General features: G+C 44.2%; 22 protein-coding genes and 2 pseudogenes. 17 read left to right on the plus strand and 7 right to left on the minus strand.

From position 1 onward, the window contains the following. Positions 1-159 precede the first annotated feature (159 nt). Positions 160-1,374 (plus strand): beta-ketoacyl-ACP synthase I, encoded by a 1,215-nt coding sequence (gene fabB, locus Xinn_RS02335; RefSeq protein WP_086956140.1) that lies wholly within the window; start codon positions 160-162, stop codon positions 1,372-1,374. A gap of 57 nt (positions 1,375-1,431) precedes the next feature. On the opposite strand, the gene Xinn_RS02340 is transcribed toward fabB, so the two are convergent. The 4 genes from Xinn_RS02340 to Xinn_RS02355 all read right to left on the minus strand — a co-directional run bounded on the left by Xinn_RS02340 (position 1,432) and on the right by Xinn_RS02355 (position 5,763). Continuing rightward, positions 1,432-2,955: a tripartite tricarboxylate transporter permease gene (locus Xinn_RS02340; RefSeq protein WP_086956141.1), complete on the minus strand. Its 1,524-nt coding sequence runs from the start codon at positions 2,953-2,955 to the stop codon at positions 1,432-1,434. 9 nt (positions 2,956-2,964) lie between these two features. Then, entirely contained in the window at positions 2,965-3,396 is a 432-nt protein-coding gene (locus Xinn_RS02345) for a tripartite tricarboxylate transporter TctB family protein (protein WP_086956142.1), read from the minus strand. A gap of 13 nt (positions 3,397-3,409) precedes the next feature. Then, positions 3,410-4,399 (minus strand): Bug family tripartite tricarboxylate transporter substrate binding protein, encoded by a 990-nt coding sequence (locus Xinn_RS02350; protein ID WP_422645987.1) that lies wholly within the window; start codon positions 4,397-4,399, stop codon positions 3,410-3,412. A 464-nt stretch (positions 4,400-4,863) separates the two neighbouring features. Further along, entirely contained in the window at positions 4,864-5,763 is a 900-nt protein-coding gene (locus tag Xinn_RS02355) for a DMT family transporter (RefSeq protein WP_086956144.1), read from the minus strand. Between the two features lie 165 nt (positions 5,764-5,928). Between Xinn_RS02355 and Xinn_RS02360 the strand changes: the two genes are divergently transcribed. The 11 genes from Xinn_RS02360 to Xinn_RS02410 all read left to right on the plus strand — a co-directional run bounded on the left by Xinn_RS02360 (position 5,929) and on the right by Xinn_RS02410 (position 16,821). Continuing rightward, on the plus strand, positions 5,929-6,690 hold the full coding sequence (locus tag Xinn_RS02360) for an AraC family transcriptional regulator (RefSeq protein WP_244590116.1): 762 nt from the start codon (positions 5,929-5,931) through the stop codon (positions 6,688-6,690). Between the two features lie 146 nt (positions 6,691-6,836). After that, a complete protein-coding gene (gene pdxB / locus Xinn_RS02365; RefSeq protein ID WP_086956145.1) occupies positions 6,837-7,964 on the plus strand; it encodes a 4-phosphoerythronate dehydrogenase PdxB in 1,128 nt (375 codons plus the stop codon). 114 nt (positions 7,965-8,078) lie between these two features. Continuing rightward, the gene (locus Xinn_RS02370) at positions 8,079-9,089 is read left to right on the plus strand and encodes an aspartate-semialdehyde dehydrogenase (RefSeq protein ID WP_086956146.1); all 1,011 of its coding nucleotides are present in this window, start codon (positions 8,079-8,081) and stop codon (positions 9,087-9,089) included. Then, positions 9,089-9,928, plus strand: coding sequence for a tRNA pseudouridine(38-40) synthase TruA (gene truA / locus Xinn_RS02375; RefSeq protein ID WP_086956147.1), 840 nt, complete (start codon positions 9,089-9,091; stop codon positions 9,926-9,928). Before Xinn_RS02370 ends, truA begins: the two co-directional genes overlap by 1 nt. Before the next feature lie 45 nt (positions 9,929-9,973). Then, complete coding sequence (locus Xinn_RS02380; protein WP_422645988.1) at positions 9,974-10,663, plus strand: DedA family protein; 690 nt, start codon at positions 9,974-9,976, stop codon at positions 10,661-10,663. A 158-nt stretch (positions 10,664-10,821) separates the two neighbouring features. Then, positions 10,822-11,769 (plus strand): acetyl-CoA carboxylase, carboxyltransferase subunit beta, encoded by a 948-nt coding sequence (accD, locus tag Xinn_RS02385; protein ID WP_086956148.1) that lies wholly within the window; start codon positions 10,822-10,824, stop codon positions 11,767-11,769. Then, a complete protein-coding gene (folC, locus tag Xinn_RS02390; RefSeq protein ID WP_086956149.1) occupies positions 11,762-13,060 on the plus strand; it encodes a bifunctional tetrahydrofolate synthase/dihydrofolate synthase in 1,299 nt (432 codons plus the stop codon). Before accD ends, folC begins: the two co-directional genes overlap by 8 nt. Then, the gene (dedD, locus tag Xinn_RS02395; RefSeq protein ID WP_086956150.1) at positions 13,050-13,763 is read left to right on the plus strand and encodes a cell division protein DedD; all 714 of its coding nucleotides are present in this window, start codon (positions 13,050-13,052) and stop codon (positions 13,761-13,763) included. The genes folC and dedD overlap by 11 nt, the downstream gene beginning before the upstream one ends. Before the next feature lie 200 nt (positions 13,764-13,963). Next, complete coding sequence (gene cvpA, locus Xinn_RS02400; protein ID WP_086956151.1) at positions 13,964-14,452, plus strand: colicin V production protein; 489 nt, start codon at positions 13,964-13,966, stop codon at positions 14,450-14,452. Positions 14,453-14,484: 32 nt separating this feature from the next. After that, on the plus strand, positions 14,485-16,002 hold the full coding sequence (gene purF / locus Xinn_RS02405) for an amidophosphoribosyltransferase (protein WP_086956152.1): 1,518 nt from the start codon (positions 14,485-14,487) through the stop codon (positions 16,000-16,002). Between the two features lie 234 nt (positions 16,003-16,236). Continuing rightward, the gene (locus Xinn_RS02410) at positions 16,237-16,821 is read left to right on the plus strand and encodes a UbiX family flavin prenyltransferase (protein ID WP_086956153.1); all 585 of its coding nucleotides are present in this window, start codon (positions 16,237-16,239) and stop codon (positions 16,819-16,821) included. Positions 16,822-16,838: 17 nt separating this feature from the next. On the opposite strand, the gene Xinn_RS02415 is transcribed toward Xinn_RS02410, so the two are convergent. Next, positions 16,839-17,747 carry a TIGR01777 family oxidoreductase gene (locus Xinn_RS02415; RefSeq protein WP_086956154.1) on the minus strand — a complete coding sequence of 303 codons (909 nt, stop codon included), beginning with the start codon at positions 17,745-17,747 and terminating at the stop codon, positions 16,839-16,841. A gap of 311 nt (positions 17,748-18,058) precedes the next feature. Then, the gene (locus Xinn_RS02420) at positions 18,059-18,676 is read right to left on the minus strand and encodes a glutathione binding-like protein (RefSeq protein ID WP_086956622.1); all 618 of its coding nucleotides are present in this window, start codon (positions 18,674-18,676) and stop codon (positions 18,059-18,061) included. Positions 18,677-18,781: 105 nt separating this feature from the next. Between Xinn_RS02420 and Xinn_RS02425 the strand changes: the two are divergent. Continuing rightward, positions 18,782-18,955: pseudogene (locus Xinn_RS02425) on the plus strand (IS630 family transposase); the annotation flags it as partial. A 100-nt stretch (positions 18,956-19,055) separates the two neighbouring features. Next, positions 19,056-20,660 carry an MBL fold metallo-hydrolase gene (locus tag Xinn_RS02430; protein ID WP_086956156.1) on the plus strand — a complete coding sequence of 535 codons (1,605 nt, stop codon included), beginning with the start codon at positions 19,056-19,058 and terminating at the stop codon, positions 20,658-20,660. 49 nt (positions 20,661-20,709) lie between these two features. Here Xinn_RS02430 and Xinn_RS02435 read toward each other — a convergent pair. After that, positions 20,710-20,832: pseudogene (locus Xinn_RS02435) on the minus strand (IS630 family transposase); the annotation flags it as partial. 138 nt (positions 20,833-20,970) lie between these two features. Here Xinn_RS02435 and yfcD point away from each other — a divergent pair. The 3 genes from yfcD to Xinn_RS02450 all read left to right on the plus strand — a co-directional run bounded on the left by yfcD (position 20,971) and on the right by Xinn_RS02450 (position 23,694). After that, positions 20,971-21,489, plus strand: a complete 519-nt coding sequence (yfcD, locus tag Xinn_RS02440; protein ID WP_086956157.1) for an NUDIX hydrolase YfcD — start codon at positions 20,971-20,973, stop codon at positions 21,487-21,489. Positions 21,490-21,612: 123 nt separating this feature from the next. After that, complete coding sequence (locus Xinn_RS02445; RefSeq protein ID WP_211285996.1) at positions 21,613-22,377, plus strand: aminoglycoside adenylyltransferase family protein; 765 nt, start codon at positions 21,613-21,615, stop codon at positions 22,375-22,377. 165 nt (positions 22,378-22,542) lie between these two features. Then, positions 22,543-23,694: a hypothetical protein gene (locus Xinn_RS02450; protein ID WP_086956159.1), complete on the plus strand. Its 1,152-nt coding sequence runs from the start codon at positions 22,543-22,545 to the stop codon at positions 23,692-23,694. Positions 23,695-24,072 lie beyond the last annotated feature (378 nt).

Raw genomic sequence — 24,072 nt, forward strand, 5'->3', positions numbered from 1 at the left:
ACGGGCTTGAGTCTGTTACACCACCTATTGCGGATCTTAAGAACTGATACTGATCAATTGTTCCATGATTTTTAACCTGATCGGACTTGTTCAGCGTACAAGTGTACGCTAAAGTGCGAGTAGGAAATCCCGCAGGTAAACATATTGATGAGGTAATTAATGAAAAGAGCAGTAATCACTGGTCTGGGAATTGTTTCCAGTATTGGTAATAACCAGAAAGAGGTGCTGAAATCTCTGAAAGAAGGCCTTTCCGGGATAACTTTTTCCGAAGAATTCAAAGAAATGGGGCTTCGCAGCCAAGTTTGGGGAAATGTCAAACTGGATACAACGGGTTTGATTGACCGAAAAACACAGCGTTTTATGAGTGATGCTTCTGTTTATGCTTATCTGGCTATGGATGAGGCAATCAAAGATTCCGGCCTGCCAGAAGATCAGGTTTCTAATTTACGCACCGGGCTGGTTGTCGGTTCTGGTGGCGGTTCTCCGCACAATCAGGTTGTCTGTGCGGACGGTATGCGCGCCCGTGGCTTACGGGGTGTCGGGCCTTACATGGTTACAAGAACAATGGCTTCCGGCATTTCAGCCTGTCTGGCAACTCCATTTAAAATTAAAGGCGTGAACTATTCGATCAGCTCCGCCTGTTCAACTTCTGCACATTGTATCGGTCATGCTGTTGAGTTAATCCAGCTTGGCAAACAGGATGTTATTTTTGCTGGCGGCGGTGAAGAACTTAGCTGGGAAATAGCCTGTGAATTTGATGCAATGGGGGCACTTTCAACCAAATATAATGAAACCCCGGATCGCGCTTCCCGTACTTATGACCAAAACCGCGATGGTTTTGTTATCGCAGGCGGGGGCGGTATTGTGGTTGTTGAGGAACTGGAACACGCATTAGCCCGTGGTGCACATATTTATGCAGAGGTTATTGGTTACGGAGCCAATTCTGATGGCATGGATATGGTGGCACCTTCAGGCGAAGGGGCTGTTCGCTGTATGAGAATGGCTATGGATGGCATTGATGGCGAAATAGATTACATAAACACGCATGGCACATCGACACCTGTTGGTGACCTGAAAGAGCTGGAAGCAATCAGGGAAGTATTTGGCGACAACACACCTGCAATCTCAGCGACCAAAGCGATGACCGGGCATTCTCTGGGAGCGGCTGGTGCTCAGGAAGCCATTTACAGCCTGTTGATGCTTGAGCACGGGGTTATTGCACCAAGCATTAATATTGAAGAGCTGGATGAAAAAGCGCTTGGTATGAATATTATTAGAGAACCGACCGAACGCGAGCTAAGAACAGTAATGTCCAATAGCTTCGGGTTCGGTGGTACAAATGCATCTTTGGTAATGCGTAAATATTCGGACTGATTTTCTGAATTTCTGAAGCCGGAAATTTATCGTTCTGAATAAAAGCCAATTCATCAGTTAGGTGGATTGGCTATAAATCTTCCCGTTTTTCTGACGTCTTTTACGGATACCCCGCAATATAGGCGGAATAATCAGAACCAGTGCCGCTAATACCAGTAGGGATTGAGCGATAGCACTGCTCCAAAGGATATCAAAACTACCGTTGCTGATTGAAAGTGCCCGCCTTAAGTTTTGTTCCAGCATTTCACCTAACACAAATCCCAGAATAAGTGGTGACATCGGGAAGTTCATTTTCCTGAGAATGTAACCCAAAACGCCCAGACCAACCATCAACATCAGATCGAACGTTGTGCTGTGTACTGCATAAACGCCGACGGCTGAAATGGTGGCGATGACCGGTACTAAAAACCACAGAGGGATACTCAGCATACGGGTAAATAACCCAATCATCGGAATATTCATAATCAGCAACAGAATATTGGCAATGAGCAGTGCAGCGATTAATCCCCATACGATATCCGGCTGCTCTGTAAACATGGCAGGCCCCGGTGTGATGTTATAAAGAGTCAGTGCACCTATCATGACTGCTGTAGTGCCTGAGCCGGGTACGCCGAGCGTAAGCATAGGAATGAACGAACCACATGCAGAGGCATTATTAGCCGCTTCAGGAGCAGCCACCCCCCGAATATCACCTTTACCAAACGAATCACTGTTACCGCTGAGCCGCTTTTCTGTCATATATGTGATTGCGCTGGCAATGGTCGCGCCTGCCCCCGGCAATATTCCGACAAAGAAACCAATAACGGATGAACGTAATATTGGTCCGGTACAGGTCTGAGCTTCTTTTTTATTAAAAAGTAATCTTCCGGTTTTGCTTATGACTTTTTGGCCGGTAGAAGTGCTCTCCAGCATCAGCAGAATTTCGCTGACGGAAAACAGCCCAATGACAACGACAATAAACTGAATACCATCGGAGAGATGGACACTATCGAAGGTGAAACGATAAACCCCGGTATTGGCATCAACGCCTACGGTGGCTAAACCCAAACCAATCAGGGCTGCCAGTAGCGATTTAACCGGATTCTGGCTCATCATGCTGCCAAGACAGGCAATGGCAAACACCATCAGGGCAAAATATTCAGCAGGCCCGAATGCTAACGACCATTTTGCCAGAAGTGGCGCAAACAAAATGATACCAGCAATGGCCAACAGTGAGCCACAGAATGAACTGACGGCTGAGATAGATAATGCAACCCCGGCTTTGCCCTGTTTTGCCATTGGGTGCCCGTCCAGTGCAGTCATTATTGCTGCTGCATCCCCCGGCACATTCAGCAGAATTGAAGATATCCGTCCTCCGTATTCGCAGCCAATATAGACTGTCGCCAGTAAGATTAAAGCCGATTCTGCGGGGAGCTTCAGAGCAAAAGCCAATGGTAATAAAATCGCTACACCATTTATCGGGCCAAGCCCCGGAAGCAGGCCAACAACAGTACCAATAAAACAACCGATTAATGCAATAACCAGATTTTTGGGGATTAATGCGACTTCAAAACCGTGCGTGAGGTATATCCATGTATCCATTTTATCTCCTTACCTGAACAGGCTGCCAAGCGGCAGAGTGACATCTAACAGGCGATCAAAGATAAAAAAGAGAGAGATACCTAAGATCACGCCAGAAATAATTGCGGCGGGAAGAGTGGCGTTAAATAGTAACGCGATACTGACAGTCAGTAATGTTGTTGCCAGAGGGAAGCCTAACCATTCAAACATTCCGGCATAAAAGGTCAGGCAAACAATCAGTAATAATAAACGGCGTAATGCTTGTGGAGCAGGCCAGTCAACGATTTCAGGTTTTCTGAACAGCATTAGCAGTGCACACAATGCCATTAATGAAATAATGGCAATCGGGAAAGGACGAGGGCCCAATGGTTCATAATTGTATTCACTGTGGATACTCCAGCCAATGCTCAGCCCTATTGTGCACAGTACTAACCAGATAATGGCAAAAATACGATCACTCATAATACAATTCCTGTTATTTTGCTAAACCAAAAGATTTAGCCATTTCATGGTACTGAGTAACCTGTTTTTTCACATAATCATCCAGCTCTTTACCTGTCATATTGAATTCAAACAGGCCACGTAGTTCACGCTGTTTTTTAAATTCATCGGATTGTTGCAGTTTGTTGAAGGTATCAACCCACCATTGATATTGTTCATCAGAAACTTTCGGTCCCATGTAAAAACCCCGGATAACAGGCCATACAATGTCATAACCTTGCTCTTTGGCTGTCGGGATACCGGCCAGAACGCCATCAAGTCTTTTATCGGTATAGACGGCAAGAACACGGATCTTATTACTTGTCAGGTAAGGTAAGACTTCGCTGATATCGCCGGAATAAACCTGTATATGATTACCCAGCAGGGCGGTGAGAGATTCTCCTCCGCCTTCGAAGGCAACATAACGCATTTTGTGTGGATCAATACCGGCTTCTTTCACCAGTAATGCGGTCTTCATCCAATCCTGACCGCCGATGGAAGCACCTGCACCAAACACAATACTGGCAGGGTTATTCTGGAGTGCATCAATGAGATCTTTTAAGGTCTTGTAAGGCGAATCCTGACGTACGGCAATCATACCGTAATCTGTACCAACACCTGCCAGCCAGCGGACATCATCCACGTTGTAACGTCCGAACTTCCCCTGAGCAAGATTTAACAGTGAACCGCCGGAAAAGGCGACAATTGTTCCCGGTTCGGCAGGGCGCTGGGCAACAATAGCGTTATAGGCAACTGCACCGACACCCCCGGGCATAAATGTTACCCGCATGGGGGAATTAATGGTTTTAGTCTCCAGTAATGAGACCTGAGCTAATTTACAGGTTAAATCGAACCCACCACCCGGTTTCGCTGGGGCGATACATTCAGTTCTGTCAGGGGCGTTGGCTGCGAAGGTATTGATAGAAAAAAGTAAACCGGTAGTTGCTAATAATGCCTTTAGTTTTTTCATTTTTTTATTCCTCATGTGGCACCAGTACAGGTGACAATTCAATAAAACGCTGGTGCATTATTATTTATAGAACCGAAATCCTTTATTAACCGTGAAAAATGTTTATATGTGATATTAATCACTTAATATCATGTATAGCCTATTTCAAATTCATCAAGAATTTTATTATCACAATTTATTGAAAATATAGTGAATCCGATCTGATATTTATTTTCTGATAAAATACGACTTAAATGTACCATTTAATAGAATGGAGCATTAAAAAATATTAATAGTAAAATAATTTCAATGGTTATATGTTCGATGGGGTTCAGGTTCTAATAATGCAATAAAAATTAGATTTAATTCGAATGATTAAAAATACGTTTATATAAAAATATTATATGGAGAAAAAATGATTCAGTTTTTCAGTTACCGCCCAAAGATAAGTAGGGCGATAACTGATGAGAAAGTGATTTAACTTGCAGATAATTAACTTTTTATTCTTTTCTCTGTTTTTTGCTGTAGCTGTTAATAGGGGTACGTAGTTGTTGAGCAATAATAACACCAACCAGAACAATACCACCTCCGATAAGATGATAGCTATACATCTTCTCATGAAGTACTGCAATCGCAATAATAGCGGTAAAAACCGGAGCCAGATTCATAAATATTGATGCCATATTTGCACCAAGTCGGGTAACTCCCTGTATCCACACATAAGGGGCAATAATTGAAGCAGGAATACCGGCAAACAAAACAAGAGAAATATTATCACTGGTCAGCCGGACATCTTCTGTCATTATAAAATTGGGCAAAAGTAATAACACGCCAAACCCGATTTGTATATAAAGTGCCTGCCAGTTGGGTAATGGAATTGCCCAGCGTTTGGTCAGAACTCCGTACAGCGCATAAGCGGCCGCTGCAATAAACATCATGACATCGCCGATTCCTAATCCGTTCTGTAACAGAGTGGAAGGTTCACCTTTACCCACTAACCATATGAGTCCAAACAGTGAAAAAGCGGTTCCGATCAGAATGCCAACAGTCGGTGTGACCCGTAGAACAAATATACTGAGTATGATCGTCAGTAGCGGAATTAATGAGGTTAAGATCCCGATCAGTGTTGCACTGACAGTGTGAGCGGCATAGTAAACCAGACTTTGATTAAGAACCATACCAAGCAAACCCAGAATCAATAACTTCCACCAGTGTGGAATGATCGTTTTCCACTGTTTCAGTACCGGTAATAAGATAAAAGGACTCAAAGCCAAAAACGCGATAAACCAACGATAAAAAGCGATAGCGCCGGGTTCAATGGCGGTGGCGGCGGATTTACTGACGACGACGTTGGCTGACCAAATCAGTACAGCAATAAGGGGAAATAATAAATTCTTCATTGAGTTAAATTGTGTGTGTAGAACATTGTGTGCTTAGTGTAGCAGTGACCGATTTATTGTATATATTTATAATCCGCCAACTGATGTGGCAATCAGGACAAATTATTATAAATTCCCCTCTGTTTTTTGGATAAAAAATGAATTTTCTGAAAGGGAGTTAACCAAATGATGTTGCAGTTACCGGACTGGGATATGCCCAACACCCTCCTTTTTCGTGATGAAACTCTGAGTGCTGATACTGAATTTATGCTGCATTCCCATCCATTCGGCCAGTTAATTTATGTCGTATGCGGCGTTATGGAAATGACGGTGGGAGGGCAACGTTTTCTGGCTCCCCCGGAATTTTGTATCTGGATACCGAAAAATAGCGTTCATTCGAGTTATAACCGGAAAACCATGCGGTTTTGGATAATCGATATTTCGCCACAATTGAGCAAATCCTTACCCCAACAGCCATGCATTATCCGGTTAAGTGCTATTTTTAATGCCATTATGCAAGATTTCTTTAGCCGTAAGGTGATACGGCCACATGCCGAAAAAGATCGGCGGCTGGTACAGGTTCTGATTGATCAGCTTGAACTTTCACCCAGTCAGAATACTTACCTGCCTTCATCAAAAGATAAACTTCTTGCGCCGATCTTGCAGGAATTGGAGCACAACCCTGCGGATAATACTTCATTGGCAACATGGGCAAAGAAGCGTTATACCTCGGAAAGAACTTTATCACGCCGTTGTCAGCAAGAATTAGGCATGTCTTTTAGTGAATGGCGGCAGCGTCTGCGCTTTCTGCACGCGATTTCCTTGCTGGGACAGGGAAAAAGTGTTTATGAAATTGCATTTGATGTTGGCTATAGTTCATCGTCCGCTTTTATTGCTATGTTTCAACAAATTTCCGGAACAACACCTGAACGTTTCAGGAAAGGATGATCGGGAATTGAAACGAATTAGTGAACGATAAACTGCGAAAAACCGCTCATAAAGGGTCAGCCAGAAAGATAAAGGGATATTAGGCATTATGTCGATAAAATGGCAGAATAACGGATCACGCCCACTTCACTCGTTGGATAAGAAAAGTGAAAATTTTAGTCGATGAAAATATGCCTTATGCTGAACAACTCTTTAAACAATTAGGAGAAGTTCAGGCTATTCCGGGGCGCCCTGTGCCTGAGGGAGTGCTGGAACATGCAGATGCCTTTATGGTGCGTTCTGTCACTAAAGTTAATGAGTCCCTGTTAAAAGGTAGTGCTGTAAAATTTATCGGAACCGCTACCGCAGGTATGGATCATGTTGATCAGCCGTGGTTAGAGCAGGCTGGGATTGGTTTTTCTGCTGCCCCCGGATGCAACGCTATTGCTGTCGTTGAATATGTGCTCTCCGCGCTGATGGTTCTGGCAGAACAAGATCAGTTTCAGTTGAAGGATAAAACGGTCGGTATTGTTGGTGTTGGTAATGTCGGAGGGCGTTTGGCCACACGACTGACTGCTCTGGGCGTGAAAACTCTGTTGTGTGATCCACCACGGGCAGATCGGGGAGATGAAGGTGAATTCTGGCCTTTGGAAAAGTTGGTCAGCGAGGCCGATATTCTGACATTCCATACCCCGCTTAACACATCAGGCCCTTATCAGACCTATCATCTGGCAGATGCAGAACTGCTTTCTGCCTTACCGGATAACCGAATCTTAATTAATGCCAGCCGTGGTGAAGTGGTTGATAATCAGGCATTGCTGTCAGCTTTACAAAACGGAAAAAAATTGCGTACCGTACTTGATGTCTGGGAGCCGGAACCTAACCTTTCATTACCTTTGTTGGCGCTGGTTGATATCGGTACGCCACATATTGCGGGATATACTCTGGAAGGCAAAGCCCGTGGTACAACTCAGGTTTTTGAGGCGTATTGTGAATTTTTAGGGCAGCCCCAGAAGACGACACTGTCTGACTTGCTGCCGGAGTCTGATTTCAGTCATATAACGGTTCGTGGTGAAGTGACACAAAGCATCCTGAAGCGTCTGATGCATTTAGTGTATGATGTGCGCCGCGATGATGCACCACTGCGTCAGGTAGCCGGACAGACTGGTGCTTTCGACCAGCTACGGAAGAATTATCCAGAACGTCGTGAATGGTCTTCCCTGACAGTGCATTGTGACTGTGAAAGCAGTGCTCAATTACTATCCCAGATTGGGTTTAATACTAAAATCATTTAAAAACAGTTAATTAAAAGTTTTGAATTAGCCGTATTGAATTAACTGTATTTGAATTAACAACAGGCAGAATTCTCTGCCTGCCAGCAAAATAAAAGAGAAGTGGAGAAAACCAACATGTCAGAAGGTTGGAATATTGCGCTATTGGGTGCAACGGGCGCAGTAGGTGAAGTGATATTGGCGTTACTACAGGAGCGCCAGTTTCCGGTTGGTGAACTGCATCTTCTTGCCAGTGAGCAAAGCGTCGGGAAAATCCAGCGTTTTAATGGTAAAAATATCACCGTTCGTGATGTTGCCGAATTTGACTGGTCACAGGTACAGCTCGCATTTTTTGCTGTAGGCATGGAAGTCACAGCGCAGCATATTGCGCAGGCAACAGAAGCGGGTTGTCTGGTGATTGACAGCAGCGGGTTGTTTGCGGCTGAACCAGATGTTCCATTAGTTGTGCCAACAGTAAACCCACATGCACTGGCGGAATACCGTAACCGTAATATTGTTGCGGTTGCAGATAGCGCAGCCAGTCAGGTGTTAACTGCCATCAAACCTTTAATTGATACTGCGGGTATTGCACGTTTACAACTGACCAATATCCTGCCGGTTTCTGTTCATGGTAAAGCCGCTATAGAAGAACTGGCGGGGCAGAGTGCCCGTTTATTGAATGGCATTCCGCCAGATGAAGGGCATTTCAATAAACAATTGGCATTTAACTTATTGCCTTTGTTGCCTGATGCGGAAGGGACAGTACGTGAAGAGCGCCGAATTGTCGATCAGGTTCGCAGAATATTGCAGGATGAAGGTTTACCTGTTTCGGTGAGCTGTGTTCAGTCTTCTGTATTTTACGGTATTGGCCAGATGGTGAGTGTGGAAACATTGCGTCCGGTTGGCGTAGAAGAAGCTCGCAGCGAGTTTGAACGTCTTGAAGAAATTAAGGTCTCAGAAGAAGGGGATTTCCCGACTCAGGTGACTGACGCATCAGGTACAGATGGGTTAAGCATCGGCTGTTTGCGTAATGATTATGGAATGCCGGAGATGTTACAGTTCTGGTCTGTTGCCGATAATATTCGTTTCGGCGGTGCTTTAATGGCGGTTGAAGTCGCAGAGAAACTGATGCAGGAGCAATTTTACTGATGTCTGATACAGAACTGAACCAGTCTGTGCCAGAAGCAAAAAAAGTGAAAATTGCACTGGGGATTGAATATGACGGCAGCCGCTATTATGGCTGGCAGCGTCAGCAGGAAGTCAGAAGTGTACAGGCGTGTCTGGAAAAAGCACTGTCAAAAGTTGCAAATGAACCAATTGCGGTTTTCTGTGCAGGCAGAACGGATGCAGGTGTTCACGGAACAGGGCAGGTTGTGCATTTTGAAACTTCGGCACAGCGTAAAGATGCGGCATGGACAATGGGTGTTAATACCCATTTACCTGCGGATATTGCGGTGCGTTGGGTAAAAGCGGTAGATGATGAATTTCATGCCCGTTTCAGTGCAACAGCACGCCGGTATCGGTACGTCATCTTTAATCATCGTTACCGTCCTGCGGTATTGGCAAAAGGCGTCACGCATTTTCATTATCCGCTGGATGAGAAAAAGATGCATGAAGCAGCACAATGTCTGTTAGGAGAGAATGACTTTACTTCTTTCAGGGCAGTACAGTGCCAGTCCAATTCACCGTGGCGCAATCTTATGCACATTAATGTCAGTCGTCACGGGCATTATGTTGTCGTGGATATTAAGGCTAATGCTTTTGTCCATCACATGGTGCGTAATATTGTCGGCAGTCTGCTGGAAATTGGCTGTGGTAATCAGGATGTACAATGGATGGCTGAACTGCTGGCACTGAAAGATCGAACAAAAGCCGCAGCAACGGCTAAGGCTGAAGGGTTATATTTAGTTGCGGTGGATTATCCTGCCCACTTTGGTTTACCTGAGCCGGTGATGGGGCCTTTGTTTTTGGCTGATGAATTAATCTGATTATTTCGAATGATGACAGGGAAGTTTGAGCACACGAGGAATATTATGGAGTTTTTTACTCATTTTATTGATTTCGCGAAGTTCATTGTTGATTTTATTTTGCATATTGATGCCCATTTAGCTGAATTAGTTGCCACTTATGGCGACTGGGTATACGGGATCTTATTTTTAATTGTATTTTGTGAAACCGGGTTGGTAGTTACGCCATTTCTGCCGGGAGACTCGCTGTTATTTGTAGCGGGAGCGCTGTCGGCATTGGATTCTAACGATCTTAACGTACATATTATGGCTGCATTGATAATTGCCGCAGCAATTATTGGAGATGCTATAAACTATACTATTGGTCGTATTTTTGGTGAGAAACTATTCAACAATCCAAACTCGCGGATTTTCCGGCGTAGTTATCTGGACAAAACTCATCAATTTTATGAAAAACATGGTGGAAAAGCGATAATTCTGGCGCGATTTGTGCCAATCATCCGAACATTTGCTCCATTCGTTGCTGGAATGGGTAAAATGTCTTACCGACATTTTGCGGCTTATAATGTTATTGGGGCACTTATATGGGTATTATTGTTCACTTATGCCGGTTATTTATTCGGTGACATGCCGATTATCCAGCAGAATCTGAAATTATTAATTGTTGCAATTATATTTATTTCTATTTTGCCTGGTGTGATTGAAATTTGGCGTCATCGTCGGGCTGCATCTAAAAAAGCGGCAGATAACAATTAGATAGCCAAAAAATAATAGATAGCCACAAACAGGTTTGAGCAGTTTTTTATCCACACTGCTATGGCATTGTGGTTTAATGGCACGTAAAACAAAAGCTGGCCTATACCGAGGGAATGCAGTCCAAGGTATACGCCAGAATCAGACGGAAAGGTTCATTAATGAGCTGGATTGAAAAGATTCTAAACAAAAGCAAAATTATGCAAACTCGCAAGGCAAGCATCCCTGAAGGAGTTTGGACTAAATGCGACAGTTGCAGTCAGGTGCTTTACCGCGCTGAGTTAGAGCGTAACCTCGGCGTGTGTCCGAAATGTGACCACCATATGAGTGTTTCTGCCCGTCAGCGTTTGCTGGCATTTTTGGATGAGGGAAGTACAACAGAGTTAGGCAGCGAATTAGAGCCTAAAGATATCCTGAAATTCCGTGATACCAAAAAATATAAAGATCGTCTGACAGCGGCTCAGAAGCAGACTCAGGAAAAAGATGCCCTGATCGTAATGAAAGGCTCATTACATGATATGCCGATTGTGGCAGGTGCATTTGAGTTTACTTTTATCGGTGGCTCAATGGGTTCGGTTGTGGGTGCTCGTTTTGTGCGTGCGGTTGAACAGGCACTGGAAGATAATTGTCCGTTTGTCTGCTTTACGTCCAGTGGCGGAGCACGAATGCAGGAAGGGTTGATGTCACTGATGCAGATGGCAAAAACCAGTGCTGCATTAGCCAAAATGCAGGATCGTGGCTTGCCTTATATCTGTGTGCTGACTAACCCGACGATGGGCGGTGTGACTGCAAGTTTTGGGATGCTGGGAGACGTTAACATTGCAGAACCTAAGGCGTTGATCGGTTTTGCTGGCCCACGGGTTATTGAACAGACTGTACGTGAAAAATTGCCGGAAGGTTTCCAGCGCAGTGAATTCCTGCTGGAAAAAGGCGCGATTGATATGATTGTGCGTCGTCCGGAAATGAGGGAAAGAGTTGCCAGTCTGCTTGCTATGCTGACTAATCAGCCACATCCCGACGCGAAAAAAGAGGTAACAGGAGAAATTGTTGCCGAACCTGCTGACGTCGAAGTTGACATAAACATCAACCCTAATAAAGAAGATGTCTGATATTTTACAAATTCCTCAAGCCACGTCGTCATTGGCGACGTGGCTTTCCTACCTTGAAAATCTGCACTCAAAAGCAATTGATATGGGGCTTGAGCGCATTGGTATGCTTGCCGGTAAACTGGATTTATTACATCCGGCTCCGAAAGTCATTACGGTATCCGGTACGAATGGTAAGGGCACAACCTGTCATACGCTTGAATCTATTTTTCTGGCTGCGGGTCTGAAAGTCGGCGTTTACAGCTCGCCGCATCTGGTGCGTTATACCGAGCGGGTGCGTATTCAGGGTAGCGAACCGACAGAGCAGGATTTCTGCCGTGTATTTTCTGACATAGAATCCCAGCGTGGTGATATCTCCTTAACCTATTTTGAATACGGAACATTGGCAGCATTGCAGCTCTTCAAAGAGTCTGCTCTTGATGTCGTGATCCTCGAAGTGGGGCTGGGGGGGCGTCTGGATGCCACTAATATTGTCGATGCAGATATTGCCGCTGTGACCAGTATTGCACTGGATCATACGGATTGGCTGGGGGCAGATCGTGAGCATATCGGGCGCGAAAAAGCCGGTATTTTCCGTCGGGGGCACTTTGCTGTCGTTGGTGAACCGGATATGCCTCATGCTATTGCTGATGTTGCCGAGGAAGTAGGGGCAAAACTGTTCCGCACAGGGAAGGACTGGGATTTTTCTCAGGAAAAAACGTGCTGGCACTGGCGAACAGCAGATCGGCAATTTAATTCGCTGCCGATCCCTAATTTGCCACTGGCTAATGCTGCAACTGCACTGGGTGTCATTCACTGTCTGTTACAGCAGAATGATAAGGTCAGTCAGGCTATTGATGAACGGGCTATTCATGAAGGCTTGAAATGTGCTCAGTTACCGGGGCGTTTTCAGATTATCGGGGAAGCGCCACGCATTATTCTGGATGTGGCACATAACCCCCATGCAGCCGGATACCTGGCACAAAAGCTGGCGGAATTACCCCGTTTGCCGGGCAGTAAAGTACGGGCAGTTATCGGCATGTTGCATGATAAAGACATTGCGGGAACAGTGGCCTGCCTTACCCGGCAAATTGATGAATGGTATTGTGCCTCATTACATGAATTTCGTGGTGCAGCAGCGGGTGAGTTGGCTGAACACCTTCCCGCTGCCCGGATATTTCCAGATGTTAAGCAGGCATGGCATCAGGCTGTGAAAGACGCGGCAGAGCAGGATATTATCGTGGTTTGCGGCTCTTTCCATACGGTTGCTCATGTTATGGAGTCATTGGAGGAGATAAAGGGACGTGGCAAGTAAATTTCAAAATCGCTTAGTCGGAACCATCGTTCTTGTGGCACTGAGTGTCATCGTGCTGCCGATGCTGTTGGACGGCGATAAGAAATACAATGAGGAAAAATTCGCTTCTATTCCATTAGTGCCTAAGCCGGGTGATGAAGAGAATATTGATTCGATTCCGCCACTGACACAAAGTATGCCATCTGCCCCTCCGGAAGGAGCGGCAGAGGCGATGCAGGTACAAGCACAGGAGTCGCAGTCAGGTGCAGATATGGTAGGTGCGGATACATTATACGGTTCGTCAGCACCGGAGCCTGTACCGATGACAGCGTCTCCCGCCACAACGAAGAAAGATAACGGAGAACAGGCCAAACCTGATCTTTCGGCTGTTCATAAGGCAGAAACCAAACCGCAGGTTAAGGCTGAAAGTCGTACCGAAAGTCAGCCGGAAGTGAAATCCCGGGTTGCTGAACAGGCACCGCAGGCGGTTGCTTATGTGGTCCAGCTTGGGGCATTGAAAAATGCGGATAAAGTGAATGAAATCGTCGCCAGACTGCGTCTTTCAGGTCATCAGGTCTATACCGTTCCCTCTTCTGCGGTACAAGGTCAGTTAACCCGAATCTATGTCGGGCCTAATGCTTCACGACAGACGTTAGGGGCTATTTTGCCTGAGTTGAAAGAATTAACAGGTCTACAAGGGCAAATTAAAAATTACACGCCATAACATAATGATCTTTGACGCCGAATCTAACCCTGCCGTAAAAGATCCGGAACCCTTCATCATGCCATCGCTTGTACAGGCGGAGATGAGCGGTTCCTTAAATTATTTTTAATAGCAGAGTGATAAATCTGCTACGCAAACGTTTTCGTTTTCTGTTAGAATGCGCCCGACCTGAAAGTCGGGAGCCTGTTTTGGATTAAAATATGGTCTGGATAGATTATACAATTATTGCCATTATTGGTTTCTCTGCACTGGTCAGTCTGATCCGTGGGTTTGTTCGTGAGGCACTTTCACTGATCACGTGGGGATGTGCTTTCTTTGTTGCAAGCCACTTCTATACTTATCTGGCGGTTTATTTTACCCGTCTTGGAGATGAGCTGGTGCGCAATGGGGTCGCGATTGCTATCTTGTTCATTGCAACACTGATTGTTGGTGCAGTCGTAAACTATGTGATTGGCTCACTTGTTCAGCGAACAGGCTTATCAGGTACTGATCGGGTTCTGGGGATCTGTTTCGGGGCATTGCGTGGTGTATTAATTGTTTCTGCCATCTTGTTTATTGCAGACTCATTTACTCCGCTTCCCCAAAGTGCAGACTGGCAACAGTCGCAGTTGATCCCTCAGTTCAGTCAAATTATCAGGTGGTTTTTTGACTACCTGCAAAATGCGTCGAGTTTCCTACCGGAGAAATAGCTTTCTCCGCCTGACTGATGAGGAAAGACTACATGTGCGGTATTGTTGGTATCGTTGGTTTTACATCGGTTAACCAGTCGATTTATGATGCATTAACGGTGCTTCAGCACCGTGGACAGGATGCAGCAGGTATTGCGACTATTGATGGTAACAATGAGTTCCGTTTACGTAAGGCCAATGGTTTGGTTAAAGATGTGTTTGAAACACGACACATGTTACGTTTACAGGGAGCAATCGGAATTGGGCATATCCGTTACCCGACAGCGGGGAGTTCCAGTGCTTCTGAAGCCCAGCCTTTTTATGTGAATTCACCTTTTGGTATTACATTGGCACATAACGGCAATCTGACAAATGCGTCGGAACTGAAAAAAAGTCTGTTTCAAAATGGCCGTCGCCATGTCAATACGACGTCAGACTCTGAAATCCTGCTGAATGTTTTTGCCGATGAGTTAACTCAATTCCCACATTTCCCATTGAAGCCAGATGATATTTTTGCGGCTGTCGCAGCAATGCACCGGAAAATCCGGGGTGCTTATGCGTGTGTAGCCATGATTATCGGACATGGTTTGGTAGCTTTCCGTGATCCGAACGGGATCAGGCCTCTGGTATTAGGGAAACGTACACTGGAAGATGGTCGCAGTGAATATATGGTGGCATCGGAAAGTGTGGCGCTCGATACTTTAGGCTTTGAATTCCTGCGGGATGTCGCTTCTGGTGAGGCCATTTATATTACTGAACAAGGGCAATTATTTACCCGCCAGTGTTCAGAAAATCCTTCACTAACTCCCTGCCTGTTCGAATTTGTTTATCTTGCCCGTCCGGATTCCTTTATAGATAAAATTTCCGTTTATAACGCCCGGTTACGGATGGGAAGAAAGCTGGGGGAAAAAATAGCCCGTGAATGGGAAGATTTACAAATAGATGTTGTTATCCCGATCCCTGAAACTTCCTGCGATATCGCACTGGAAATCGCCCATATTCTGGATAAACCTTATCGTCAGGGGTTTGTCAAAAACCGTTATGTCGGACGCACTTTCATTATGCCCGGTCAGCATGAACGCAGGAAATCAGTCCGGCGTAAACTGAATGCCAACCGCGCGGAATTCCGTGGTAAAAATGTTTTGCTGGTGGATGATTCCATTGTCCGTGGTACAACTTCAGAGCAAATAGTGGAACTGGCCCGTGAAGCCGGAGCCAAAAAAGTCTATTTTGCTTCGGCTGCGCCTGAAGTCCGCTTCCCGAATGTATACGGGATAGACATGCCAACCGCCAATGAGTTAATAGCCCACGGCCGCGAAGTTAACGAAATTCGCCAGCTCATTGGTGCTGATGCACTGATATATCAGGATCTTTCGGATTTAGTCACTGCGATGCGTGAAGAAAACCCGGATATTGAGAAATTTGAATGTTCAGTTTTTGACGGTATCTATGTTACGAAGGACATTGATCAGACTTATCTCGATTATCTGGAAAACCTCCGTAAAGATGATGCCATGAAATTACAGGGACAGAGCGAAATTGAGAGTCTGGAAATATATAATGAAGGATAACAATCTCATACCCTATGGATTTCAAGTTGCGTCGCGGCGGTATGGAATGACAAATTCGTCGGGAACGAATTTGCCCAGCTAAAGGCTGGCCTCTGGAGAGAGGCAGGAGCCTCTCAGTAATCCCCGGGAGCATAGATGACTATGTGACCGGGGTGAATGAGCGCAGCCAACAAAGAGGCAGCTTGAAAGACGACGGGTATCTTTTTAGTTATTTCCGGTATTACTGAGGGACACATGAAAAAACTGATCGTCGGTCTGACAGGGGCAAGTGGTGCAATTTATGGCATCCGGTTACTACAGGTCTTACAGCCTGTAGCGGGTATTGAAACACATCTGATCATCAGCCAGTCAGCCCGGCAGACACTGGCACTGGAGACTGACTATACCCTGCGTGAAGTACAGTCTCTTGCCGATGTTGTATACGATAGCCGAGATATTGCTGCTTCTGTCTCTTCGGGGTCATTTAAGACATCCGGGATGGTGATTTTACCCTGTTCCATCAAAACGTTGTCAGGCATTGTGCATAGTTACACGGATGGTTTAATCACCCGAGCTGCCGACGTTGTTTTGAAAGAGGGGCGTAAACTGGTGCTGGGCGTCAGAGAAACGCCATTGCACTTGGGGCATTTAAGGTTAATGACTCAGGCGGCTGAAATAGGGGCAGTCATCATGCCGCCAGTGCCTGCATTTTATCACCGGCCTGAATCTATTCAGGACGTTATTGATCAGACAGTTAACCGTGTGCTTGATCAGTTTGATATCAACCTGCCAGAAGATTTATTCAATCGCTGGCAGGGTGTAAAATCTGTCAGTATTTAAAACATCGGTGTTCAATATCATCTGACGTTTTCCGTCAGTAAATTATTCAGGGCTTCTTCTAATTCAAAATAGCAGAAGCCAAATCCGGCTTCCTCCAGCCGCTTTGGAATAGCTTGTTGCCCGCCCAGTACCAGTGCTGCTGCTTCTCCCATCACTATTTTTAATACAAAAGCAGGAACCCGGCATACAGCAGGGCGATGCAGTACTTTCGCCAATATTGCGCTGAACTGATCATTATGAACAGGATAGGGCGAGGTCATATTGAAAGGGCCATCCAGTTCAGATGAAATCAGCAGGTAATAAATACCGTTGACCATATCATCAATATGAATCCATGGCATGTATTGTCTGCCACTGCCTATGGCTCCTCCAAGCCCGAGACGGAACATAGGCAACATTTTACGGAGAGCTCCTCCATGACGAGCCAGAACAATACCTGTCCTCAACAGACATACCCGGGTTTTTTCACTTTTAGCCTGTAAGGCCAGTTTTTCCCAACGTTCACAAAGCTGGTGGGAAAATTCATCGTGGGGAGGATCATCTTCGGATACAACAGCCTGCCCCTGATCACCGTAATATCCGACGGCGGAACCGGAGATAAAAACAGAAGGGGGCGATTCACTCGTTCTGATCAGCGAACTTAATTTTTCAGTTAGTTCCCAGCGGCTCTGGCAGAGTTTATTTTTTTGTTTTGGTGTCCATCGCTTATCTGCAATAGGTTCACCGGCAAGATTGATAACAGCATCGAATCCATCCAGACAGTTCCTGTCATTCAAGGTTGTCCAGCACTCCACCTGATCACTGAATAAAGAATAAACTTTTTGAGGGGAACGGCTCAAAACAGTGATGGAGTGGGAAAGTGAAAGTAATTGATAGACTAGCTGTCGGCCTATCAGTCCGGTTCCCCCTGTAACTAAAATATGCATAACCACTCCTTGTGAACAAAGCAAAAGCGGGTATATCAGGTATTTTTCAGGCACACAATGAGGTTGTCTCCTGAAAGACGAAAAGCATAATCAATGACTGACTATAGCAAGGGATGAGGTATGCAGCAGCGAGATCTGCTGTTATCTGTTATCGACATCAAGTTTTCAGGTGAAAAATTAACGCAGATAAATAAATTACCCAATATATTGAAAACTGTATTGTGGTGGTAACAGAGTGAACCCCGGCAGCAGTAGCTATTACCGGGGTGGGGTAGCCAGCAATGAGGCCGCTTGAAAGATAATGGACATATTTACTTATTGTAAGCCGCCTGTGTTGCAGGGCGCAGGCTGATTTTTTCTAACCATTTTTCAACAGCGGGATAATCCTGCAAATTAATTTTTTGATGCTCATAACAGTACGCCCACGGATAAGTAGCAATATCTGCGATACTGTAGTCATTACCACCAAGATAGGGCGTTTTTTCCAGTTGAGTATTAAGCACTTTGTATAATCGCTTGGTTTCTTCTACATAACGATTTATGCCATAGGGAACAACTTCGGGAGCATAGTGGTTAAAGTGATGATTTTGTCCGAGCATCGGGCCGAACCCTGCAACCTGCCAGAATAGCCATTGTAATTGTTGGAGACGTTCCCGTGCATTTTTGCTCAATAGTTTCCCGGTTTTTTCTGCCAGATAGAGCAAAATAGCCCCTGATTCGAAGATGGATACGGGTTCTCCGCCATCAGCCGGTTGATGATCGACAATAGCCGGGATTTTATTATTGGGTGAAATGGCCAGAAACTCTGGAGTAAACTGTTCACCGGTACTGATATTGATTGGGTGAATTGTATAAGGGAGACCAGTTTCTTCAAGAAATAACGCGATTTTATAACCATTGGGGGTAGGAGCGTAATATAAGTCTATCATTATAACCTCTAGTAATAATAACATTGGGATTAATGTTGGATTCATTATACCAATCGCCATTGAAGATGATTGATTTCTTATCCAAATCCGATCATGCTTGCAACCATGAAAATTCATCTGACACCAGCAGAACAAAAACGTGCTCTCGAATTAATGCATGATACCACTCGCGATAGCCGAGTCTGTGATCGCATCAAGGCCGTTCTGTTGGCATCAGAGGGCTGGACATCTCAGATGATTGCCCAAGCCTTACGACTCGACTGGCTGACAACTTTCAGATTTTAAAACCTGCATCTTCAAGTCACATTGGTATAGAGAGCGATCTCCAAACTGTATTAGCGCAGATTATACGCCATAACTTAAAGAGTGAGTCCGTTTGATGAATCATAAACTGTATCTTAAAGGCAATGTTATTGCCGAACCGCTCTGGAATCAGTGGTATGCTTGGTCATTTCTGATTCAACCTATTACAGCGGCTTATATCAACGAACACCATTTACGCGTCCTTGAATCCTACATTGAAGCACCGGATCTACATGCAATTGCATCTAAAAAATCGGCATTACGCGGTGGGGCATTTTTGGAAAATAATAGTGATGTAACGGCAATACAGGATTTGATTGATCGCACTAAAACCCGGCTGAGTAAACATCGTGAATTGGTTCAGGCCATTAAAAAACTGGACAGGTTATTACAGCAGGAAGCCACGGGTTATTCTCTGGAGTCGTTTTATGATCAGGTTGACGATATTTTAAAAGGATATATCGAGATAGTGTATGATTTGAACGATAATCCTAAAATTCGTTTTATTGAGCCTTTGTTCTACTTCAGTGAATTCTATGATGAGACGCTGCAAAGTATTTCCCTTTCTGAATCTTGTGCTGATGGGCGCGCTTTTACATTAAGTAGCCCCCGTTTGGTCAGTGACAATTCTCTCCATTTATCTATCCCTTTCCGAAGTACCCTCTGGGATGAGTTGTTTGCAATGCGCAGCCAAGGTGTAACGGAAGTACAACTAGATCAATGGTTGGACAGCGCAGCAAATACGTTATCGACGTCGCAACGAGCACTGTTTAAACGCTTTTTTACAACCTTTCCCCCTGAACAAAAAGCGGATCGGGAATATAAAGGGGAAGGGGTTAGAGTGCGTTATTTTGGTCATGCAGCGATATTATTGCAAACCAAAAACGTTTCTATAATGACAGACCCTATCGTCAGTTACCCTCTGGAAAGCGACACCAATCGTTATACCTTCAATGACTTACCTGAAAAAATCGATTATGTGGTACTGACGCATAACCATCAGGATCATGTGATGCTTGAAACCTTGTTACAGTTACGACATAAGATAGAGACGATTGTCGTACCTCGAAGTTCTGGCGGAGACTTACAAGACCCGTCATTGCGGCTGACATTAAACGCTATTGGTTTTGAAAATGTCATCGAACTGGCAGAACTGCAAACAATCAATTTCGGCAATGGCTGTATAACAGGATTACCCTTCTTAGGCGAGCATGGCGATTTGGATGTGAGAAGTAAACTTGCCTTCTGTGTGCAATTATATGATAAACGTTTCCTGTTTGCCGCTGATTCCAATAACCTGGAAGATAAACTTTATGAGAGGCTCAGACAAATAGTAGGCAATATCGATTATTTGTTTATTGGTATGGAATGTGCTGGAGCACCAATGTCATGGCTATATGGCCCTCTTTATACTAAACCTATTTCCTATATAAATAACCAGTCACGCCGATTAAACGGCAGCGGTTTTGAACATGCTTTCAACATTGTCAACCATTTCTCTCCACAAGGGGCTTATATTTACGCAATGGGAGCGGAACCTTGGCTGACGTTTATTTCTAGCATTAGCTATGAAGACGATTCTGGGCCGATTATAGAGTCAAATCAGTTTGTTGCTGCCTGTCGTAGTAAAGGCATCGACTCAAGAAGGCTTTATGGTAGTGATGAGATGGAGTTGTTATGACGCCTTTTTTTCTGAATCACTGAACGGATGATTGAACCACTTAAATCTGAGATGTCCAGCCCTCTGATGCCAACACAACGGCCTTGATGCGATCACAGACTCGGCTATCACGAGTGGTATCATGCATTAATTCGAGAGCACGTTTTTGTTCTGGTGTCAGATGAATTTTCATGGTTGCAAGCATGATCGGACTTGGATAAGAAATCAAGGATCTTCAATGGCGATTGGTATACATTATCATTGATCCTATTTGTCTGTAAAATTCCATGAAAACAAAAAGCGGCATATTATATTGTGTAAAGGTTTTAAGATGACTCAAGAACAGTCAGGAACTATTGAGTGGGTTGATATTGTCAATGAAGAAAATGAAGTCATCGCGCAGGCAACCCGTCAGCAAATGCGTAATCAAAATCTGAGGCATCGGGCAACTTATATTGTTGTGCATGATGGTATGGGAAAAATATTGGTTCAGCACCGTACAGAAACAAAAGATTTTTATCCCGGCAAATTGGATGCCACTGCCGGTGGCGTCGTGACAACGGGAGAACAGTTGCTTGAATCTGCCCGTCGTGAAGCTGAAGAAGAGTTGGGAATTGCGGGAATTCCTTTTGCTGAACATGGGATCTTCTATTACGAAGAAGAAATTTGCCGCATATGGGGAGGGTTATTCAGTTGCGTCAGCCACGGGCCGTTTGCATTACAGGAAAACGAAGTCTCTGCGGTTTATTGGTTATCTCCTGAAGAAATTACCGCCCGCTGCGATGAGTTTACGCCTGATTCTTTAAAGGCTCTTTCTCTATGGCTGTCACGTAATAAAGACCTATCCTGACCCTCAAATATTGGCTCCTCACTCCGGGGAGTTTTTTGTTGTTCTGAGCTAACTGTGGAGAACAATTAATTGAATATGCGAGCGATAAACTCATCTTTGAGTATATCGAGAATAGATCGTTTAGTGGTTATTCCATCCGAAGCAGATAATGCATTGTTAGTTGTTCGGAAGCGGCTGGCGGAGTCGTTGGTCGCGGCTTACCTTCATGGTTCGGCGGTATCTGGCGGTCTTCGTCCCCGCAGTGATGTAGATTTACTGGTCGTCATTAACCAGCCGATGACATCTGAGGTTCGTCAATCTCTTGCCGCTGATTTAATGAAAATATCAGGCCGCTATCCGACTGATCCTGATGGTCGTCGTCCTATTGAACTGATTGTTTTTCTGCATACTGATCTTATCACTTTACCTTATCCTGCCCGAAGTGAATTTGTTTACGGTGAGTGGTTGCGTCATGAGTATGAGGTTAAGGAGATTCCCGACTCAGTTTGTGACCCGGAATTTACTTTGATACTGGCTCAGTCACAGCGGGAAGCTATACCTCTGATTGGCCCGAGTGCGAAAAGTTTTCTTCCTGCGGTTTCACAGCAGGATATTCGCCGGGCTATTAGAGACATTCTGCCTAATTTAATTGAGACCCTACAGGGAGATGAACGAAATGTTCTGCTGACGATGGTGCGTATGTGGCGAACATTAGTGACAGGTGAACTTGTCCCGAAAGATGCTGCTGCTGATTGGGCGATTGCTCGTCTCCCTGCCACAGAAGCCTCAGTTTTAGCCGATGCTCGGCAGAGTTACTTGACTGGGGAAGAAGCGGGTTGGGAAAACTATCAGCAAGAGCTGCAAATGACGGTTAATACATTACACGATTGTATACTGATGAGCTTATGATTTTTTTTGGAAATCTAATTGATAGCTGGAATAAAAAAATATTATTTTCTTCACATTTAAATAATGATATACAGATAAAACGTTTCAAATTGAAAATATTATATTACTTTTTTGAAAATAAAGTGGCGATGATAAAATGTAAATATTAATTTATGAGACAATAATATGTTAAAAAATATTCCATATATCATTTTTGATGCAGAACCATTCTGTTTTGGTCCAATATCCACGACATTAAATATAGTAGAGCAATTAAAGTATCGCAATAAATTAACATCAGATACTAAATTAATTTTATTAGGTACACTAACCTCTTCTCAATTAGGCGAAAAGTCTAATTTATTTGATATTATTTATGAATGTGATACTACTTCAGTTACTGAGCTTTCTCGCTATTCTGAGCTTATCTCAGGAGCAAGTCTTTACATTAATAACACAAGTCCGGGTTCGATCAATTTTGTTGCACAATTGGGTACACCCATTATCTATATTGATACTTTGTTCTGGATGTGGGGTAATCTTCATGTTGATCTGCACCAAACTGAAAAAACGTTCATTCAGAACTTTCATGGGATAGAACGAAACATTACAAAATTTGCTGATAAACTGGGTGATTACCAAGTTATACCACCGATTATTTCTGATTCTTTGCAACAATACATAGTGGATGATTCTCCACAAGAAGGAGTATTAATTACTCTCGGTGGTATTGATACGGTTTACACCGATACAACAGGTTTTTATGAGCATTTTCTTCAGGAGTTACTAACAACTCCCAGTCTGAAAAATGAAACTGATATTACGATTGCAGGCGGTGGAAGAACTATTTTAAATCTGGAAAATATACTGGCGAAAACACACCCACATATTCATGTTGGTTGTTTTTCAAGGCATGATTTTCTACAAAAATTACATCGAGCGCGTAAAGTATTATCTAATCCGGGGCTGACAACATTTTATGAATGTGTGGCACTGAATAAAGATGTTTTTTTCTTACCTCCACAAAATTATAGCCAGCAATTACAGTTGGAGGTCTATCTGCAACATTATTACCCGCCTGAATATGGTTTCTTATGGCAGCCGGAATGCGGTTATCCTGAAATCCCCTCATACTTACCAGAAAGAGAGGGGTTAGCATTACTGAAAAAATGCACAGATTCGTTTATTAATAATCCTGTGGAAATAAAACGCGCTATAGGAATGATTGAACAATTTCTTTTAAAAGAAAAAATCCCCCCTGATTTTTCTCATGATATTTTTGGAAATAATTCAAATGACACTATTGTGAATTATATTGAAAAAAGAATGTCAGACTAAAATCCACAATATCCATATGAAGATAAAACTTTACTCCGATTTATTGCGTTCCTGTTTTTTACGATATGAGCGCCAACGGTATCTGGGCCAATAGAAACTAAATAGGATCATCAGTATTGTCAGCGGAGTTCCACAAAAGGTCATAATATTATTTATGGGAACTCCGGCCTGATTGGAAAGTATATAAAGGCCGGTCGCTTTTGACAAGTACACCAGAATCCAGCCGATGGAAACTTCATGCCATACTCTGTCGTAGATGGGTTTACCATAAACAGAAATCTTGGATTCGACTAATAAGTGCAATTTCTAAGAAAGGCGGTCAGTTGCTATAGTAGGCATCTTTCTCGCCAAAGGAAAATGCACTATGACCTATACACA

It is taken from the genome of Xenorhabdus innexi, assembly GCF_002632485.1.
Classification (GTDB): Bacteria; Pseudomonadota; Gammaproteobacteria; order Enterobacterales; family Enterobacteriaceae; genus Xenorhabdus; species Xenorhabdus innexi.

What these genes read in the sequence shown, in the direction of transcription:
- purF (WP_086956152.1), top strand. Translation starts at nt 14,485, where the DNA reads ATGTGCGGTATTGTTGGTATCGTTGGTTTTACATCGGTTAACCAGTCG.
- Xinn_RS02410 (WP_086956153.1), top strand. Translation starts at nt 16,237, where the DNA reads ATGAAAAAACTGATCGTCGGTCTGACAGGGGCAAGTGGTGCAATTTAT.
- Xinn_RS02430 (WP_086956156.1), top strand. Translation starts at nt 19,056, where the DNA reads ATGAATCATAAACTGTATCTTAAAGGCAATGTTATTGCCGAACCGCTC.
- Xinn_RS02350 (WP_422645987.1), bottom strand. Translation starts at nt 4,399, where the DNA reads ATGAGGAATAAAAAAATGAAAAAACTAAAGGCATTATTAGCAACTACC.
- Xinn_RS02345 (WP_086956142.1), bottom strand. Translation starts at nt 3,396, where the DNA reads ATGAGTGATCGTATTTTTGCCATTATCTGGTTAGTACTGTGCACAATA.
- Xinn_RS02420 (WP_086956622.1), bottom strand. Translation starts at nt 18,676, where the DNA reads ATGATAGACTTATATTACGCTCCTACCCCCAATGGTTATAAAATCGCG.
- fabB (WP_086956140.1), top strand. Translation starts at nt 160, where the DNA reads ATGAAAAGAGCAGTAATCACTGGTCTGGGAATTGTTTCCAGTATTGGT.
- Xinn_RS02380 (WP_422645988.1), top strand. Translation starts at nt 9,974, where the DNA reads ATGGAGTTTTTTACTCATTTTATTGATTTCGCGAAGTTCATTGTTGAT.
- accD (WP_086956148.1), top strand. Translation starts at nt 10,822, where the DNA reads ATGAGCTGGATTGAAAAGATTCTAAACAAAAGCAAAATTATGCAAACT.
- Xinn_RS02415 (WP_086956154.1), bottom strand. Translation starts at nt 17,747, where the DNA reads ATGCATATTTTAGTTACAGGGGGAACCGGACTGATAGGCCGACAGCTA.
- Xinn_RS02360 (WP_244590116.1), top strand. Translation starts at nt 5,929, where the DNA reads ATGATGTTGCAGTTACCGGACTGGGATATGCCCAACACCCTCCTTTTT.
- Xinn_RS02355 (WP_086956144.1), bottom strand. Translation starts at nt 5,763, where the DNA reads ATGAAGAATTTATTATTTCCCCTTATTGCTGTACTGATTTGGTCAGCC.
- Xinn_RS02450 (WP_086956159.1), top strand. Translation starts at nt 22,543, where the DNA reads ATGTTAAAAAATATTCCATATATCATTTTTGATGCAGAACCATTCTGT.
- folC (WP_086956149.1), top strand. Translation starts at nt 11,762, where the DNA reads ATGTCTGATATTTTACAAATTCCTCAAGCCACGTCGTCATTGGCGACG.
- Xinn_RS02370 (WP_086956146.1), top strand. Translation starts at nt 8,079, where the DNA reads ATGTCAGAAGGTTGGAATATTGCGCTATTGGGTGCAACGGGCGCAGTA.
- cvpA (WP_086956151.1), top strand. Translation starts at nt 13,964, where the DNA reads ATGGTCTGGATAGATTATACAATTATTGCCATTATTGGTTTCTCTGCA.
- yfcD (WP_086956157.1), top strand. Translation starts at nt 20,971, where the DNA reads ATGACTCAAGAACAGTCAGGAACTATTGAGTGGGTTGATATTGTCAAT.
- truA (WP_086956147.1), top strand. Translation starts at nt 9,089, where the DNA reads ATGTCTGATACAGAACTGAACCAGTCTGTGCCAGAAGCAAAAAAAGTG.
- Xinn_RS02340 (WP_086956141.1), bottom strand. Translation starts at nt 2,955, where the DNA reads ATGGATACATGGATATACCTCACGCACGGTTTTGAAGTCGCATTAATC.